Annotated in this window: 14 protein-coding genes; 5 read left to right on the forward strand and 9 right to left on the reverse strand. The window is 52.0% G+C overall.

The features are described 5' to 3' along the window. Window positions 1-38: 38 nt before the first annotated feature. Window positions 39-1475 (reverse strand): ammonia-forming nitrite reductase cytochrome c552 subunit, encoded by a 1437-nt coding sequence (gene nrfA / locus On2M_RS22215; RefSeq protein WP_210905469.1) that lies wholly within the window; start codon window positions 1473-1475, stop codon window positions 39-41. Between the two features lie 434 nt (window positions 1476-1909). Between nrfA and acs the strand changes: the two genes are divergently transcribed. The 3 genes from acs (at window position 1910) to actP (ending at window position 6065) form a co-directional block, all read left to right on the forward strand. Then, entirely contained in the window at window positions 1910-3868 is a 1959-nt protein-coding gene (gene acs, locus On2M_RS22220; RefSeq protein ID WP_151218054.1) for an acetate--CoA ligase, read from the forward strand. Between the two features lie 236 nt (window positions 3869-4104). Next, window positions 4105-4419: a DUF485 domain-containing protein gene (locus tag On2M_RS22225; RefSeq protein WP_151218055.1), complete on the forward strand. Its 315-nt coding sequence runs from the start codon at window positions 4105-4107 to the stop codon at window positions 4417-4419. Next, window positions 4416-6065 (forward strand): cation/acetate symporter ActP, encoded by a 1650-nt coding sequence (actP, locus tag On2M_RS22230; protein WP_151218056.1) that lies wholly within the window; start codon window positions 4416-4418, stop codon window positions 6063-6065. Before On2M_RS22225 ends, actP begins: the two co-directional genes overlap by 4 nt. Window positions 6066-6115: 50 nt before the next feature. Here actP and On2M_RS22235 read toward each other — a convergent pair whose 3' ends face one another. From On2M_RS22235 to On2M_RS22250, 4 genes are all read right to left on the reverse strand, one after another. After that, entirely contained in the window at window positions 6116-6442 is a 327-nt protein-coding gene (locus On2M_RS22235; RefSeq protein WP_210905470.1) for a hypothetical protein, read from the reverse strand. 95 nt (window positions 6443-6537) lie between these two features. After that, complete coding sequence (locus On2M_RS22240; RefSeq protein WP_247605069.1) at window positions 6538-7482, reverse strand: DUF4431 domain-containing protein; 945 nt, start codon at window positions 7480-7482, stop codon at window positions 6538-6540. Window positions 7483-7572: 90 nt separating this feature from the next. Beyond that, window positions 7573-8262: an LrgB family protein gene (locus tag On2M_RS22245; RefSeq protein WP_151224611.1), complete on the reverse strand. Its 690-nt coding sequence runs from the start codon at window positions 8260-8262 to the stop codon at window positions 7573-7575. Then, window positions 8255-8665, reverse strand: coding sequence for a CidA/LrgA family protein (locus On2M_RS22250; protein ID WP_005132599.1), 411 nt, complete (start codon window positions 8663-8665; stop codon window positions 8255-8257). The genes On2M_RS22245 and On2M_RS22250 overlap by 8 nt, the downstream gene beginning before the upstream one ends. 101 nt (window positions 8666-8766) lie before the next feature. On the opposite strand from On2M_RS22250, the gene On2M_RS22255 reads away from it, so the two are divergent. Next, window positions 8767-9657: a LysR family transcriptional regulator gene (locus On2M_RS22255; protein WP_151218060.1), complete on the forward strand. Its 891-nt coding sequence runs from the start codon at window positions 8767-8769 to the stop codon at window positions 9655-9657. Between the two features lie 80 nt (window positions 9658-9737). On the opposite strand, the gene On2M_RS22260 is transcribed toward On2M_RS22255, so the two are convergent. From On2M_RS22260 to soxR, 3 genes are all read right to left on the reverse strand, one after another. Beyond that, a complete protein-coding gene (locus tag On2M_RS22260) occupies window positions 9738-11384 on the reverse strand; it encodes a Na+/H+ antiporter (protein WP_079938973.1) in 1647 nt (548 codons plus the stop codon). 157 nt (window positions 11385-11541) lie between these two features. Beyond that, window positions 11542-12891, reverse strand: a complete 1350-nt coding sequence (gene ghxP / locus On2M_RS22265; RefSeq protein ID WP_003031735.1) for a guanine/hypoxanthine transporter GhxP — start codon at window positions 12889-12891, stop codon at window positions 11542-11544. A 583-nt stretch (window positions 12892-13474) separates the two neighbouring features. Next, window positions 13475-13933 carry a redox-sensitive transcriptional activator SoxR gene (gene soxR / locus On2M_RS22270; RefSeq protein ID WP_003031733.1) on the reverse strand — a complete coding sequence of 153 codons (459 nt, stop codon included), beginning with the start codon at window positions 13931-13933 and terminating at the stop codon, window positions 13475-13477. Between the two features lie 86 nt (window positions 13934-14019). Here soxR and soxS point away from each other — a divergent pair, with 86 nt between their 5' ends. After that, window positions 14020-14343: a superoxide response transcriptional regulator SoxS gene (gene soxS / locus On2M_RS22275; RefSeq protein WP_003031731.1), complete on the forward strand. Its 324-nt coding sequence runs from the start codon at window positions 14020-14022 to the stop codon at window positions 14341-14343. A gap of 2 nt (window positions 14344-14345) precedes the next feature. Here the strand turns inward: soxS and On2M_RS22280 are convergent, their stop codons facing one another. Continuing rightward, a complete protein-coding gene (locus On2M_RS22280) occupies window positions 14346-15932 on the reverse strand; it encodes an EAL domain-containing protein (protein ID WP_151224610.1) in 1587 nt (528 codons plus the stop codon). Window positions 15933-16190: the final 258 nt, after the last annotated feature.

Genomic DNA, 16190 nt, shown 5'->3' on the forward strand with positions numbered 1-16190 from the left:
TCCGTTGAGTTATCCGCCCCTTGCGGGGCGAAATGGGGTTATTGGCTTAACAGACCGTTTTTACGCGCCTGATCTTCCCACTGCGGAATCACCGTTTTGATGAAGTCCTGTTTCTCAGCATTGATTTGCTGCATATTCAGACCAATCGCTGCCTGGGCTTTCTCTTTAGTAGAGATATCCGGTAACGGGATTTCATGCGTGATGCCTTTAGTTGCCAGCAAACGGACCAGTTTGGTACGCGCATCGGCAGCTTTATCCATTGCGCTACCCAGCATCCGCAAACCTTCTTCCGGGGCGTGCATGTGAATACCGTGTGAGGCGATAGCCAGGTCCCAACGCCATTGCGCGTGACGGATATCTTCCAGAATCGGCTTCATTTCCGCTTCGGTCGCACCCGCATCCCATGCGGCTTTCGCTTCAAAGTGCGCACGAACAAGCTGGTCTTCAACTTTGATTTTCAGGTCATGAATGGCCTGTTTACGCTCGGCGACCACTTTTTGCAGAGACGCTTTGTCCTGGGTGTGGCAGTTCGCACAGGTCTGAGCGAAATTATCGAACGGATTACCAATCTTATGGTCGGTGTAAATCTTGCCTTCCGCGTTCTGCACTTTCGGCATGTGGCAGTCGATACAGGTCACATTGTTCTTGCCGTGAATGCCTGCGCTCCAGGTTTCATACTCCGGGTGCTGCGCTTTCAGCATTGGCGTTTTAGATAGGGAGTTGGTCCAGTCAGAGAAGGCGATGGTATCGTAGTATTTCTCCATGTTCTCGACTTTCATGCCGTCGTCCCACGGGAACTTAACGGCTTTGTTTTTACCGTCGAAGTAGTATTCCACGTGGCACTGGCCGCAGACCATGGATTGCTGATCGAAGCGACCGGCTTTCTCAAACGGTTTGCCGATTGCTTCCATCGCGCGTTCTGCATAAGGGCGCGACAGCGTCAGTTCTGGCTTGCCTTTGGCAAAGTCTGGTGACGCGGTGTTATGGCAATCGCCGCAACCAAGATTGTTAACAATTTCAGGACCGCCGCGCGCCCATTTACCGTGGAAGTAGCCATCTTCACCGTCTTTCTGGATCAGACGCGCCACGTCCGGGCTTTTACAGCTCCAACAGGCCATCGGCAACGGACCATCTTCTGCCGTTTTGGGTGCGCCTGTACGTAAGGTTTCACGGACATCGGTCACGGCATACGCGTGTCCACGCGGTTTGTTGTAATCGCGCGAGAAGGGATATCCCGCCCACAGGATCACCAGACGCGGATCTTCTGCCAGCGCATCTTCACGGGCTGATTGCTCAGACGTGGCTTTCCAGGAGAGATATTGATCGGGATGCTGAGGCGCGAAGACTTCATTCTTCGCTTCAACGGTGACGTTTTTTGCGGGTACGGGGGTTTGTTCAGCGTAAACTGCAGAGATAAATAATAAAGGTACTAACAGGCTGAAGAAACGGCGTACGCGTGATTTTATCCTTGCCATAGGGGTCTCATCCAGATGACGCCATTATCTGCAATGGCGGTTCTTTTATTGTTTTCCATAACAGCAACCACACGAATACTGTCATGACATTGCTCCACCCTATTTGTAACAAGAAACCACACTGAAAATGTTGTCTTTAATCAATTGTAAGTGTATGTAAAATACCACTTTAGAGTTAGTAACCCCCTCTGGTTGCACCCTCTTTTGTCTAATTCAGAGACAGATCACCTTTTCAACAATCCTTTAGATAACTACATGTTATCGCGAGATTTAGTCAATTTTTGCTAGTTCTCTTCAAAATTCAGTTTGTCGCTAATTTGCACAATTCGTTTATTGCGTGATCTGCCGCGCAAATACTAAACAAAACTCTCAAAGCCCCTACACTTAACGTTTATGAGACATATTATTAACATCCTACAAGGAGAACAAAAGCCATGAGCCAAATACATAAACACGCTATTCCCGCAAACATTGCGGATCGTTGCCTGATAAATCCGGAGCAGTACGCAGAGAAATACCAGCAATCCGTTAACGAGCCCGACACATTTTGGGGCGAACAGGGAAAAATTATTGATTGGATCAAGCCATACAGCCAGGTGAAGAACACTTCCTTTGCACCCGGCAACGTGTCGATTAAATGGTACGAAGACGGCACCCTGAATCTGGCCGCAAACTGCCTTGACCGCCATCTGCAGGAAAACGGCGATCGTACCGCCATCATCTGGGAAGGCGATGATGCTACCCAGAGTAAAAACATTACCTATCGCGAACTGCATCGCGATGTCTGCCGTTTTGCTAATACATTGCTGGATTTAGGCATTAAAAAAGGCGATGTGGTGGCGATCTATATGCCAATGGTTCCGGAAGCTGCGGTAGCCATGCTGGCTTGCGCCCGTATTGGCGCAGTGCATTCGGTCATCTTCGGCGGGTTCTCGCCGGAAGCCGTCGCTGGACGTATCATCGATTCCAATTCGCGCCTGGTGATCACCGCCGATGAAGGCGTGCGCGCTGGACGCAGCATCCCGCTGAAAAAGAACGTCGATGATGCGCTGAAAAACCCGAACGTGAAGACCGTAGAGCATGTGGTCGTCCTCAAACGTACCGGTGGTAAAACAGAATGGCAGGAAGGCCGTGATCTGTGGTGGTCCGATCTTATTGAGAAAGCCAGCCCGGACCATCAGCCAGAAGAAATGAACGCGGAAGATCCGCTGTTTATCCTGTATACCTCCGGTTCAACCGGCAAGCCGAAAGGCGTGCTGCATACCACCGGCGGATATCTGGTCTACGCCGCCACCACCTTTAAGTATGTATTTGACTACCATCAGGGCGATATCTACTGGTGTACCGCGGACGTGGGTTGGGTAACCGGGCACAGCTATTTGTTGTACGGTCCGCTGGCCTGCGGCGCAACCACGCTGATGTTCGAAGGCGTACCAAACTGGCCAACCCCGGCGCGTATGTCGCAGGTTGTGGACAAGCACCAGGTCAATATTCTGTATACCGCACCGACCGCCATCCGCGCCCTGATGGCCGAAGGCGATAAAGCAATTGAAGGTACTGACCGTTCATCGCTGCGTATCCTGGGTTCCGTTGGCGAGCCGATCAACCCGGAAGCATGGGAGTGGTACTGGAAGAAGATCGGCAACGAAAAATGTCCGGTCGTTGATACCTGGTGGCAGACCGAAACCGGGGGATTCATGATCACCCCACTGCCAGGCGCTACCGAGCTGAAAGCCGGTTCCGCCACCCGTCCATTCTTTGGCGTACAGCCTGCAATTGTCGATAACGAAGGTAACCCGCTGGAAGGCGCGACCGAAGGCAACCTGGTGATTACCGACTCATGGCCGGGTCAGGCGAGAACGCTGTTTGGCGATCACGAACGCTTTGAGCAAACCTACTTCTCTACCTTCAAAAATATGTACTTCAGCGGCGACGGCGCGCGTCGTGACGAAGACGGCTATTACTGGATCACCGGACGTGTGGACGATGTGCTAAACGTCTCCGGTCACCGTCTGGGAACGGCTGAAATCGAATCGGCGCTGGTGGCACATCCGAAGATTGCCGAGGCCGCAGTGGTCGGTATCCCACATAATATTAAAGGCCAGGCGATCTACGCCTACATCACGCTGAATCACGGCGAAGAGCCGTCACCTGAGCTGTACGCCGAAGTTCGCAACTGGGTACGTAAAGAAATTGGCCCGCTGGCAACCCCAGACGTACTGCACTGGACCGACTCACTGCCGAAAACCCGCTCAGGCAAAATCATGCGCCGTATTTTGCGAAAAATCGCGGCGGGCGATACCAGCAATCTGGGCGATACCTCAACCCTCGCCGATCCTGGCGTGGTAGAGAAACTGCTCGAAGAGAAGCAGGCCATCGCAATGCCATCATAACGATAACCATGAAATGCCCGATGGCGCGCTGCTTATCGGGCCTACAAATCCTATCCCTACCCCTCCCCTGACCGGGAGGGAAATATAAAAACCCTCCCCCAAAGGATTTCGTGTTACAGGAAGGCGACCAGCAAGCATATCCCCAGGAGCATAGATGACTATGTGGCTGGAGTAGGCAAGTGCGGCCAACGAACCTGTAGCACGAAAGACGCAGGGGGACCTCTGGAGATTCTGTGATGAATGACCAAATTTATCAGCGGATAGAAGACAGTGCGCATTTCAGGGAATTAGTTGAAAAACGGCAACGGTTTGCCACCATTCTGTCCATCATCATGCTGGCAGTTTATATCAGCTTTATTTTACTGATTGCTTTTGCGCCTGGCTGGCTGGGTACACCGCTCCACGCGGGAACCAGCGTCACCCGGGGTATTCCGATTGGGGTCGGAGTGATCCTTATCTCCTTCATCCTGACCGGGATCTATATCTGGCGGGCAAACAGTGAATTCGATCGCCTGAACAATGCGGTTCTGCACGAGGTTAAAGCATCATGAAGAGAGTCCTGACGGCGCTTGCCGCCACGCTGCCCTTCGCTGCAAACGCGGCGGATGCTATTAGCGGTGCAGTTCAACGCCAGCCAACCAACTGGCAGGCGATTGTCATGTTCCTGATTTTCGTCATCTTTACGCTCGGTATCACCTACTGGGCGTCTAAGCGGGTACGTTCACGTAATGACTACTACACCGCCGGTGGTAACATCACCGGTTTCCAGAACGGGCTGGCGATTGCGGGCGACTATATGTCGGCGGCATCGTTTCTCGGGATTTCCGCGCTGGTGTTTACCTCTGGGTATGACGGGCTGATCTACTCGCTCGGCTTCCTGGTCGGCTGGCCAATTATCCTGTTCCTGATTGCGGAGCGTTTGCGTAACCTCGGTCGTTACACCTTTGCAGACGTTGCTTCTTATCGTCTGAAGCAGGGGCCAATCCGTATTCTGTCGGCCTGCGGTTCCCTGGTGGTGGTCGCACTGTATTTGATCGCCCAGATGGTTGGCGCAGGTAAGCTGATTGAGCTGCTGTTTGGTCTGAACTATCACATCGCCGTCGTACTGGTTGGTGTGCTGATGATGATGTATGTGCTGTTCGGCGGCATGCTGGCAACCACGTGGGTACAGATCATTAAAGCTGTTCTGCTGCTGTTCGGCGCCAGCTTCATGGCCTTTATGGTGATGAAGCACGTTGGCTTCAGCTTCAATAACCTGTTCACCGAAGCGATGGCGGTACACCCGAAAGGCTCCGCGATTATGAGTCCTGGCGGATTGGTTAAAGATCCAATATCCGCCTTGTCGTTAGGTCTCGGTCTGATGTTTGGTACGGCAGGTTTACCGCACATACTGATGCGTTTCTTCACGGTCAGCGATGCCCGCGAAGCGCGTAAGAGCGTGTTCTATGCCACCGGCTTTATGGGTTATTTCTACATCCTGACCTTTATCATCGGCTTTGGCGCGATCATGCTGGTAGGTGCTAACCCAGAGTACAAAGATGCTGCAGGCGCATTGATCGGTGGTAACAACATGGCTGCGGTTCACCTGGCGAATGCGGTGGGCGGTAACCTGTTCCTCGGCTTCATCTCTGCAGTGGCGTTTGCCACCATCCTGGCGGTGGTTGCCGGCCTGACCCTGGCGGGCGCTTCGGCTGTTTCTCACGACCTGTACGCCAACGTATTCCGCAAAGGCGCAACCGAGCGTGAAGAACTGAAGGTGTCAAAAATTACCGTGCTGGTGCTGGGTGTGATAGCCATCCTGCTCGGCGTGCTGTTTGAGAATCAGAATATCGCCTTTATGGTAGGCCTGGCGTTCGCCATCGCGGCAAGCTGCAACTTCCCGATCATCCTGCTTTCCATGTACTGGTCAAAACTGACCACCCGTGGCGCCATGGTCGGCGGCTGGTTAGGTCTGCTGACGGCTGTGGTGCTGATGATTCTCGGCCCAACCATTTGGGTCCAAATCCTCGGTCACGAAAAAGCTATTTTCCCGTATGAATATCCGGCGCTGTTCTCCATCAGCGTAGCGTTCCTCGGGATCTGGTTCTTCTCTGCTACCGATAACTCAGAAGAAGGCAACCGCGAACGCGAGCAGTTCCGTGCTCAGTTCATCCGTTCCCAGACCGGGTACGGCGTAGAACAAGGTCGCGCACACTAGTCCCACCTCCTCTTCCCCGGTTATTTTGACCGGGGAAGAATTTCTGTCAATTATGTGGGATTCTCATCCGTTATAAAGCGGCGAGCAGGAACAGCGATAAGCAACAGGAAAACAATCGAGCACACAATATTTAGCCACTGCCAGCCCTTCCAGAAAGCCAGCAACCCGGCTCCCCAGTGAATAATCGCAATGATCACTGGAAATGGCATCAACTCCCGATACCGTTTGGTGATGACTAAAAAACCACAGTAATAGCTTAAAATAATCCCCAGCCAATTGATAAAAATAGCGAAGTTGCTAAAAGGATTCGCAACTAAAAACCATGTTGTAAATAATGAAATAACGGTAATCAATACAAAATAAAGAAAAAACTTCAACCGTCCCAGAACACCTTTTCTCCAGCCCAGAAATAAATCATTGAGTATATTTACTTGATATCCTTATTCTCTGTTTCTCACGTAATATATTGTTTTTATCCAGCGGTAAAACTGCGCACCAGGCGGAGTTTTCCATCAATCAATTCAAAATCATATATCGACGCACCATCACAATACTCTGAAAGGCCAGGCAGTTGGGCATTCGCCTCGGTACCCTGAGAAAGTCTTAAAATACCCTCTTCAAACTCCCCGTCGGCAACCGTATCGCAGGTTCCTTCCACCGTGTGACGCTGACCGTTTTCTTCATAATAAAATTGGCCGTCTTCATCAGCGGGATAATATTTTCGCTGCTGCTCCTGAGCAGATAGCGCATTAATTCTGTGTTCTTTTATCGTCAACGTGTCAGGGTTAACATCAAGGTCGTTCAGCCTCTGCAACCCCTCAATAATCTGCAATGCATGTTTATCAAACTCCGCTTCGGTAAGCGGTTCCGTCTCGATATCTTGTGATTCATCGTAGGGAATAAAATCTAAAAGGCTGCCCGGCAATGGGAATACAAAATACGTTTTCAACGCCGCAACGTTTTTCTCACGCAACGCCTGCTGGAACTGCTGAAACTGAAGCAGCGCGCTCTTCTTCTGTTCAGGTGTGGTAAGAGTGCCAGCAGCTTTCACGTCATCAAGGATGAGCAGAACAGGGGTAAAGTGGCGACCAATCTGGGCGTACATCGTTTTCCCGCTCAGGATGACCTCTTTTCCTAAAAGGGGAGCCAGATCGGCATAATCAATATAACGTTTGCCAGCAAGAATAAGCTGTACTTCCGGCACGACATCATTTTCAGGTGCAAAATCACACTCAAACGGCTGATCGAGCTTTAAATAGTCATAAGTTACCGCTTCGTCACCATCCTTGATGCTTTCGTAGTTTGGGGGGCCGGGAAAAGTCTGTTGGATTAATGTCCCTTGCAGGGTCACCTGTTGGTCTTCATCGGGGCAATATGCCAATGCGACATGACTAAACAGTCCGACCAGTAGCCACATATATTTCACGCTGAGTATCCTTACACTGCGATAAAAAAGGACCGTCAGTGTAAGAGACATAAACCTGAAAAAATATCGTCCACCGAAAAATCAGAACATGACCATCGCCACCAGCGGCGCAACCAATACCATCACCACGCCGGAAAGCATCATCACCAGACTGGCAACTACGCCCTCCTGCTGACCGAGCTCATAAGAGCGCGCCGTACCTGCCCCGTGCGACGCCGCGCCAAATCCTGCGCCTTTCGCCATCCCTTCACGAATGGAAAGGCGTAAAAACAGCACATCGCCGACCGCCATGCCGAATACGCCGGTCACCACCACGAACAAGGCCACCAGGTCCGGCTGCCCGCCCAACGGCTCTGCCGCCGCCAGCGCAAATGGCGTGGTGACAGAGCGCACCGCCAGACTGCGCTGGATCTCATCAGGCAACATAAACAAACGCGCCAGCCACACGGAGCTGGTGACAGCCACCAGCGTTGCCGTCACCACGCCCGCCGTCAGCGACATCCAGTGCCGCTTAATCACCGCAAGGTTGTCATACACCGGAACGGCAAACGCAATGGTTGCCGGGCCTAGCAGCCACAGCAGCCAGTGCGATTCACCAATATAGTTTTGCCAGGAGATATGGCCGAAGACTAGCATCAGCACCAGCAGGGCCGGGGTGAGAACTAATGGCATCAGGGGTAATTTACGAAAACGGCGATACAGGCGCTTGTTGGCAAAATAGATGCCCAACGTAATCACCAGACACAACACGCTTAGCTGGAAATTACTCACGGTTTAACCTGCTCATTTCATAACGATACACTTTATCGACCACCCACGCCGTGGCGCCGAGCACCATCAGCGTACTTAGCGCAATAACGGCGAATATGCGCCAGCCATCGACCAGCAGCAGCTGCGTATAGTTGACGACGGCCACCACCGCCGGAACAAAAAACAGCAACATTTCAGCCAGTAACCAGCGAGCGCCTGCGCGAATCCAGTTCAGCGGGATAACCCGGCAGACAATTAACGCCAGCATCAGTACCATCCCGACCAGGTTGGCAGGAAGCGGCAAATGCAGCCAGGAGACAAGATATTGAGCAAATACAAAGAGACCTGCGTACAGCAGAACCTGAACGGGGATCTGAAGTCGTTGAATGACAGCAGGCGTCACGCGGCTTATCGCCACAGCCATGAGGGTATGTCCTTAAAAAATAGAGAGCGCCAGTATAGAGAGCCCCCGTCCCGGACTGAAATGAATTAAACTCATTGCAGGCATAGTCTTAAGGAATAATCATGGATATCAGAACGCTGCGATATTTTGTTGAGGTGGTTCGTCAGCAGAGCTTTACTCGCGCAGCGGAGAAGCTTTTTGTCACTCAACCCACTATCAGCAAGATGTTGAAGAATCTTGAAGACGAGCTTAACTGCACGCTGCTAATCCGCGACGGTCGGCGGCTTTTGTTGACTGATACCGGACAAGTGGTTTTCGAGCGCGGTCTGGCGATCCTCGCCGAGTTTCGCCAGCTTGAAGCGGAACTCAGCGACATTAACCATCTCAACAAGGGGCTATTGCGCCTCGGTATCCCGCCGATGGTCGGCATGTTGATGGCAGGGCCTATCAGCCTTTTTCGCCAGCGCTATCCCGGCGTTGAGCTAAAGGTCTCTGAATTTGGCGGCTTAACCGTCCAGCAGGCGGTGATGAATGGCGATCTGGATGTCGCGATGACCGCGCTGCCGGTTGAGGAAGAAAGCGGTCTGGCGACCTTACCGCTTTTCAGTCATCCGCTCTGTGTGCTGGTCCCTCGCTCCGGTCAGTGGACAACGTGCGAATCTATTTCCCCCGAGGCGTTAGCGGAGCATCCGTTACTTATCTATAACGAAGATTTCGCGTTGAGTCGCCAGTTGCTTGAACTGTTTAGCCAGCACAACGTCAAGCCCCGCATTGCAGTACGCAGCGGGCAGTGGGATTTCCTGGCGGCGATGGTACAAGCCGGCGTCGGAATCGCCATTTTGCCGGAGCCAATCTGCCAGCGTCTGGATAAGCAAACTTTGCGCTGGATCCCTCTGGAGAGTGATTTACGCTGGCAGTTGGGTATGATTTGGCGCGAGGGCGTATATCTGTCGCACAGCGCCCAGGCATGGCTGAAATGTTGCGAAGGTTTTTGGCTAACGCAAGCGTCGTAAAATGCCGGATGCGGCTAACGCCATATCAGACCTACAAAATTCCGTAGGCCTGATAAGCGTAGTGCCATCAGGCACTACCGTTACTGGTTCTCAATCAACAGCGCTTCCAGCAAGTCCAGGTCGTGCAGTAGTTTTTGCAGCGTTTCATTACTGATTTCACGTGTGGCACGCAGGTGATAAAGCTCTGCGCGTTCTGAGCGCAGTGCCGCCAGACGGAAACGCCGTTCGAGGTTTTCTTCCTGCATCGAGCTTTCCACATCGTTGCGTCCGTCGGCGCGTCGACGCAGATTACCGATGACACGTGAGCTCACCTCGGTGAGCAACTGATTATCGATGTTCTCTTCGCTGTCCGCGGCCAGGCGCTCCTCCATTTTCTGGATGGCGACAATCGCGACTTCCGCCGTGGCAGCCCGGGCAATACGTTCCTCTTTTTGCTGCTGCGAGTGATCTGCGACTTCCAGATGCTGTAGCAGAATCGGCAGCATTACTACGCCAACAAACAGTGAGAACAGGATCACGCCCGCAGCAAGGAAAATCAGCTCATATCGGGCCGGGAAGCCGCTACCATCCGGTAACAACAGCGGAATGGAGAGCACACCCGCAAGAGTTATTGCCCCGCGCACGCCCGCAAAGGAGGCAATCAGGATTTCACGCGTCGTCCAGGAGCCGAATTCCATTGGCTTTTTCTTCAGGAAGCGCAGACTGAACTTCTTCATGGTCCACAGCCAGCCAAAACGTACCAGCATCAGCGCCACGTAAATCAGCACGATATCGGTAAACAGCATCCAGATCTCAACGTTCGGATCGACCTCTGCTGCCGCCAAAGAAGACTCCAGAATCCCCGGCAACTGCAGCCCTAACAGCAGGAAAACCATGCCGTTAAACACAAATTCCAGCATCGCCCAGGTGCTGTTAGCACGTAAGCGCATCGCCAACGGCGCGCGGCGCATCACCCCGGAACGGGTGATTGTCATCCCGGCAGCGACCGCCGCGAGGATGCCTGAGACACCAATGTGTTCCGCAATCAGGTAAGACGCAAACGGCAGCAGAAACAGCAGAACGATTTGCGTTGCCGGCTCATCGCCACCCCAGCGGCTGAGAAAACGCAGGGAGCGCCCGTACAGCCAACTGACGACAAAACCGGCCAGGATACCGCCAATTGCTACTTTGAAGAATTCAAGCGTTGCGCCGCCAACGGTAAATACCATCGTACCCATCGCCACGGCGACGGCAAATTTTAGTGACACCAGGCCGGAGGCGTCGTTCATCAACGCTTCGCCCTGCAGGATCCCCATGATTTTCTTCGGGATGCGTCCCTCCCCCACAATGCCGGAAAGGGCAACGGCGTCGGTTGGCGACAGGACGGCAGCCAGCGCAAAGGCCGGGATGAGAGGGATCCCCGGCACCAGCCAGTAAATCATAAAGCCAATCCCGACCACCGTGACCAGCACTAACGCCAGCGCAAGACCAAAGATCTCTCGCCCATGTTCGAGAAACTCACGCGTTGGCGTCTTCCAGCCATCGGCAAAGAGCAGCGGCGGGATGAACAGAACCAAAAATAGCTCAGGATCGAATTCCACATGCAAACCAAACGTCGGCCACGCCAGCAAGGCGCCGATGGCGATCTGCATAAGGGGTAGAGGGAGTTGGAAGGGCAATACGCGAGTAAATACCCCCGACAGCGAGACCACAAGGGTCATGATGAGTATGGTAAAAAAGATTTCCATGCGTTCCCTGTTTGCGATGTTTCTTATGATTCGTGATGAGAGGCGTCGTGCCTCAATTCTATCTAATTGAGAGTAACGCAAAAGACAACAAGTGTGTTCTGAAAATAAAAACGGGCGGCCAAAGCCACCCGTTTTCAGGATCTTTATCGAATAAGAATCAGATAGCCCAACCGCCCGCGTAGAAGGCCACCAGCGCGATAGCGATAACCACCGTGCCGATGTTCAGCTTGCGCCATTCGCCAGAGACAAGACGGCCAATCACCAGGGTAGCAAAGCCAATCATAATGCCGGTTACGATGTTACAGGTCAGCACGATAAATACGGCCGTTACCAGACCCGCCATTGCGTCGACAAAGTCAGCAAAGTCGATTTTTGCCACATTGCTCAGCATCAACAGGCCTACATACATCAGCGCAGGCGCCGTGGCGTACACCGGTACAAGATACGAGAGCGGAGAGAGGAACAGGATCAGCAGGAACAAGACGCCAACGGTGATCGCTGTCAGGCCAGTTTTACCGCCCGCTGCCGTACCCGCTGCGGATTCAATGTAGACCGCCGCAGGGGCCGCGCCCACCAAACCAGAGAACACGCTGCTCAGGGAGTCAGTGGTCAGCGCTTTGCCGCCGTCGATAATCTGTCCGTCTTTATCCAGCAAATTCGCCTGTCCGGCTACGGCACGGATAGTTCCGGTCGCATCGAAGACGGCGGTCATGACCAGCGCCAGCACGCTCGGCAGAACGATAGGATTCAGTGCGCCCATAATATCCAGGCTGCCAATCAGCGAGTTGCCGTTTTCGTCGCTCAGAGACGGCATGGCAAAAATACCGGAGAAATGCACAGCCGGATCGAAAATCAGGCCAACAATGGAAATACCGATAATAGTCAGCAGGATGCCGCCCGGTACTTTCAGTTTTTCGAGGCCAATAATCACCGCCAGACCAACCAGCGACATTATCACCGGGAAGGTATCGAAGTCGCCCAGTGCAACCGGCAGGCCGTCCAGCGGGTTCTTAATCACCAGACCAACGCCGTTTGCCGCGATCAGCAGCAGGAACAGGCCGATACCGATTCCCGTGCCGTGCGCAACACCCTGCGGCAAATTGCGCAGGATCCAGCTACGAATACCGGTCGCGGAAATGATGGTAAACAGGACCCCCATCAGGAACACCGCGCCCAGCGCAACGGGCACGCTGATATGTTGCCCCAATACCAGGCTGAATGCGGTAAACGCCGTCAGAGAAATGGCGCAACCAATTGCCAGCGGCAGGTTGGCCCACAAGCCCATCACAATAGAACCGACGCCCGCGACCAGACAGGTTGCCACAAATACAGCGGCAGGCGGGAATCCGGCTTTACCCAGCATCCCTGGAACCACGATAACGGAGTAAACCATGGCGAGGAACGTCGTTAATCCGGCAACGACTTCCTGACGAACGGTACTGCCGCGAAGCGAAATTTTAAACCAGGCGTCGAGTGAACCGCCGGTACGCGCTGAAGGCGTAGACATAGAAAACATCCCCTGAGAGTTTATTTTTTCGTCATTATGCGTGCTGGACAATCCACTGCCTGCTAAACGTTTTCTCCATGTGCCAGGTTTGCGTCAATAGGGGTGTCGCAAAAAAGCAAACGTTTAGCTCCGCGCATAAAAAACGGGTGGTAAAAAAAAGCAAACGATTATCCAGCGATCATACGCTGGTTTTCAACTGAACTTTGCCGCTTTTTACTCATTTCTTCTTATAACGCGCAATAAATAATCAGCCGATGCGCAAACGTTATCGTCAATGCGCAATCTGGCAACAATTTTCGCGGCGTGATTACAACATGAGTGTTCCTTTTTCACGCAAACTCGCGCAAAAAAACAGGTGAAGATGCGGGAATTTTTTTTGGCTAAAAAATAACCATTTCACTGGCAAATGGTGAGAGGTGGCTTACACTTACCTTATCAACACAAACCGGAACCTCCCCTAATGTGCTCGACTGAGGGGTGTTGATGTCGGGGGAAACCCTCCCGTGAACCAGCGGGATAGAGTGAAAGACAAAGACCGGAACCAAACTAAAGCGCCCTCTGTGGCGCTTTAGTTTTATACCAATCAATCGTCTTCCAGCAGCCGCGCCCCGGTTCCTTGCTCGCCCAGCTGATCGCCTGGGTTACGCAACGGACAATCACTGCGCGACAAGCAGCCGCAACCAATACACCCATCCAGCTCATCGCGCAGTGACACCAAAGTATGAATGCGTCGATCCAGCTCTTCACGCCATTGCGAAGAGAGTTGTTTCCACTCTTTAGCGCTAAGTGAATGTCCTTCAGGTAATACGCCCAGCGCGTCGCCGATCGTTGCCAGCGGGATCCCAATACGTTGAGCAATCTTGATAATCGCCACGTAACGCAACACATCACGTTTGTACCGACGCTGGTTACCGCTGTTGCGCATACTGCTGATTAACCCTTTGCTTTCATAGAAATGCAGGGTCGATACCGCCACACCGCTACGCTTTGCGACTTCACCTGGTGTGAGCAGCGCTTTTATTCGGGGTAATTTCTTTTCCATAAATTGCTTTACCTCAAGTTAACTTGAGGAATTATACTCACTCGCAGGCAAAACGACGAATCGAATACTGAAAAAGAGGCAGCCCTATGTCCCATCAGCAGATTATTCAGACCCTTATTGAATGGATTGATGAACATATTGATCAGCCGCTGAACATTGAGGCGGTTGCGAAAAAATCAGGTTACTCGAAGTGGTATTTACAGAGAATGTTCCGCACGGTGACGCGCCAGACGCTGGGCGACTACATCCGCCAACGCCGACTTCTGCTGGCGGCGGTTGAACTGAGGACGACTGAGCGACCTATTTTCGACATTGCGATGGATCTTGGTTATGTATCGCAACAAACCTTCTCTCGCGTGTTTCGTCGTGAGTTTGATCGTACTCCAAGCGATTACCGCCACCGCCTGTAAGATTATTGCCCGCTCTGCGTCAGTATGGCGGGCGACCGTTGTATCCAGCGTATGAACTCCTGCAGCGGCAGCGCTTTCGCAAAATACCAGCCCTGACAATACTGTACGCCGCGTTCACGCAGCCACTCGACTTGCTCTGTCGTTTCAACTCCTTCAGCGATCGTCTTAAGATGTAAGCTTTGTGCCATCTCAATGATATGTTCGGCAATCATGTGGCTGGTACTGTTAGTGGACAGAGTACTAATAAATGATTTATCGATCTTCAGGATATCGACATTCAGCGCGGACAAATTATGTAGATTGGAATACCCCGTGCCAAAATCATCAAACGCCACTTCATAACCCGCCTGGCGGAACGCCTGGATTACCGGCGTCATTTTATCTACATCAACAAACCCGCGCTCCGTTACCTCAACTTTAATTTGTCGGGCCGCCACGGAGTACTCACGGTTTTTGTCAGTAATCAGGGCAATGAGTCGGGATGAATGAAAATCAGACGCGGAGAGATTTATCGAGATATAAAGCTGGGGATGTGCCGACAGAAAATACCCCAAATCGTTGAACACCTCTTCAACCACGTAATCCGTGATCCGCTCCATCATTCCCTCTTTTTCAGCCAGAGGAATAAACTCGGTCGGACTCATCACCTCACCTTTACAGTCCGGCCAGCGCAGCAAAGCCTCGGCCCCTACGCACTGACCGTTTGTGATATCAATGATCGGCTGGTAGTACAGGCACAGGTGACGTTTTTTGATTGCGCGTTTTAATAAACGACGGGGAGAGAGGTATTCCTGACGCGTACGCCACCACATTAACAGCATCAGGATGCTGCAGATAATCCCGAAAGGAACCGTTAATGCAGCCTCGTGATAAAAAATCGAATTTATGCGTTTATCCGAGGTCGACACAATAATCGCGATTGGCCGTTTTTCTGAACGCACAATAGTATAGAAGCGATCCGCCAACGGGAAGGTAGAGGCTTCGCCGCCCACCAGCGGCGAGAATTGATCAATGTGCGCCCCTTCGCTGGCAGAGAAAAAGGAATCCGTTACCGTGTCATACACGCCCCAGGACAGGTCTGGGTCATCTGACATGACTTCGCTGTAAGATAACGGATTGATGACGACAACGTAGTTTCCTCGTTGCATATACGTCATTCGGTAGCCAGCAAAAAACGGGGTATCGCGATAGTAATAGATCGAGATGTCCGGCGTACGTTTATAGTCTGCGGTCGGCATAATATAGGTAGTGGATGGCACCATCGACGTAGAGCACAAAAAATGATCGCCCTGGGCATAAATTAGCTCGCTGATATATAAACGACCGCGAATTATATTCAGCATACTTTTCTGATGTGTTGGGGTACACATCTCACCTTGATACAACTGGGCCATATCACGTGCTAAATCGGCTTGTTGGATCACTAATTCTGTTTTATTTAAGACCAGTTGAGCAAAAGAGTGAAGTTCATTACGGGTTTCGGACATCGCCCGGATTTGAGCAAACCATAATGCCAGCACCACGGGGAGCAATACCACCATGAATGTTCCCAGCAACTTCAGCATCTTGCGTCGCGCACTGTGATTCATGTCAGCCTTATGTCCCTGTTTTGTCTATGCCAGTACCTGTCACGGCAGTGATGCTATAAACACCAGCTAGTTAACTTGCATGAATCTATCAGTATTAGCAACAGACGTCTCTATGTAAAAGTCTGATAATAGTTGGGGATGATATTATTTTTCCGTAATGCAAACTTAAAGTTACGCTTATTTCACAATGTTATTATCCCGAGAACGTTAATTTTTTATGAGCACTATCCTGGTTGCATTTAAGAAATTCATTAAATT

It is taken from the genome of Citrobacter sp. On2M, from assembly GCF_018035235.1.
GTDB classification, from domain to species: Bacteria; Pseudomonadota; Gammaproteobacteria; order Enterobacterales; family Enterobacteriaceae; genus Citrobacter; species Citrobacter meridianamericanus.

What these genes read in the sequence shown, in the direction of transcription:
- nrfA (WP_210905469.1), bottom strand. Translation starts at nt 1,475, where the DNA reads ATGGCAAGGATAAAATCACGCGTACGCCGTTTCTTCAGCCTGTTAGTA.
- acs (WP_151218054.1), top strand. Translation starts at nt 1,910, where the DNA reads ATGAGCCAAATACATAAACACGCTATTCCCGCAAACATTGCGGATCGT.
- On2M_RS22225 (WP_151218055.1), top strand. Translation starts at nt 4,105, where the DNA reads ATGAATGACCAAATTTATCAGCGGATAGAAGACAGTGCGCATTTCAGG.
- actP (WP_151218056.1), top strand. Translation starts at nt 4,416, where the DNA reads ATGAAGAGAGTCCTGACGGCGCTTGCCGCCACGCTGCCCTTCGCTGCA.
- On2M_RS22240 (WP_247605069.1), bottom strand. Translation starts at nt 7,482, where the DNA reads ATGTGGCTACTGGTCGGACTGTTTAGTCATGTCGCATTGGCATATTGC.
- On2M_RS22250 (WP_005132599.1), bottom strand. Translation starts at nt 8,665, where the DNA reads ATGGCTGTGGCGATAAGCCGCGTGACGCCTGCTGTCATTCAACGACTT.
- On2M_RS22255 (WP_151218060.1), top strand. Translation starts at nt 8,767, where the DNA reads ATGGATATCAGAACGCTGCGATATTTTGTTGAGGTGGTTCGTCAGCAG.
- On2M_RS22260 (WP_079938973.1), bottom strand. Translation starts at nt 11,384, where the DNA reads ATGGAAATCTTTTTTACCATACTCATCATGACCCTTGTGGTCTCGCTG.
- ghxP (WP_003031735.1), bottom strand. Translation starts at nt 12,891, where the DNA reads ATGTCTACGCCTTCAGCGCGTACCGGCGGTTCACTCGACGCCTGGTTT.
- soxR (WP_003031733.1), bottom strand. Translation starts at nt 13,933, where the DNA reads ATGGAAAAGAAATTACCCCGAATAAAAGCGCTGCTCACACCAGGTGAA.
- soxS (WP_003031731.1), top strand. Translation starts at nt 14,020, where the DNA reads ATGTCCCATCAGCAGATTATTCAGACCCTTATTGAATGGATTGATGAA.
- On2M_RS22280 (WP_151224610.1), bottom strand. Translation starts at nt 15,932, where the DNA reads ATGAATCACAGTGCGCGACGCAAGATGCTGAAGTTGCTGGGAACATTC.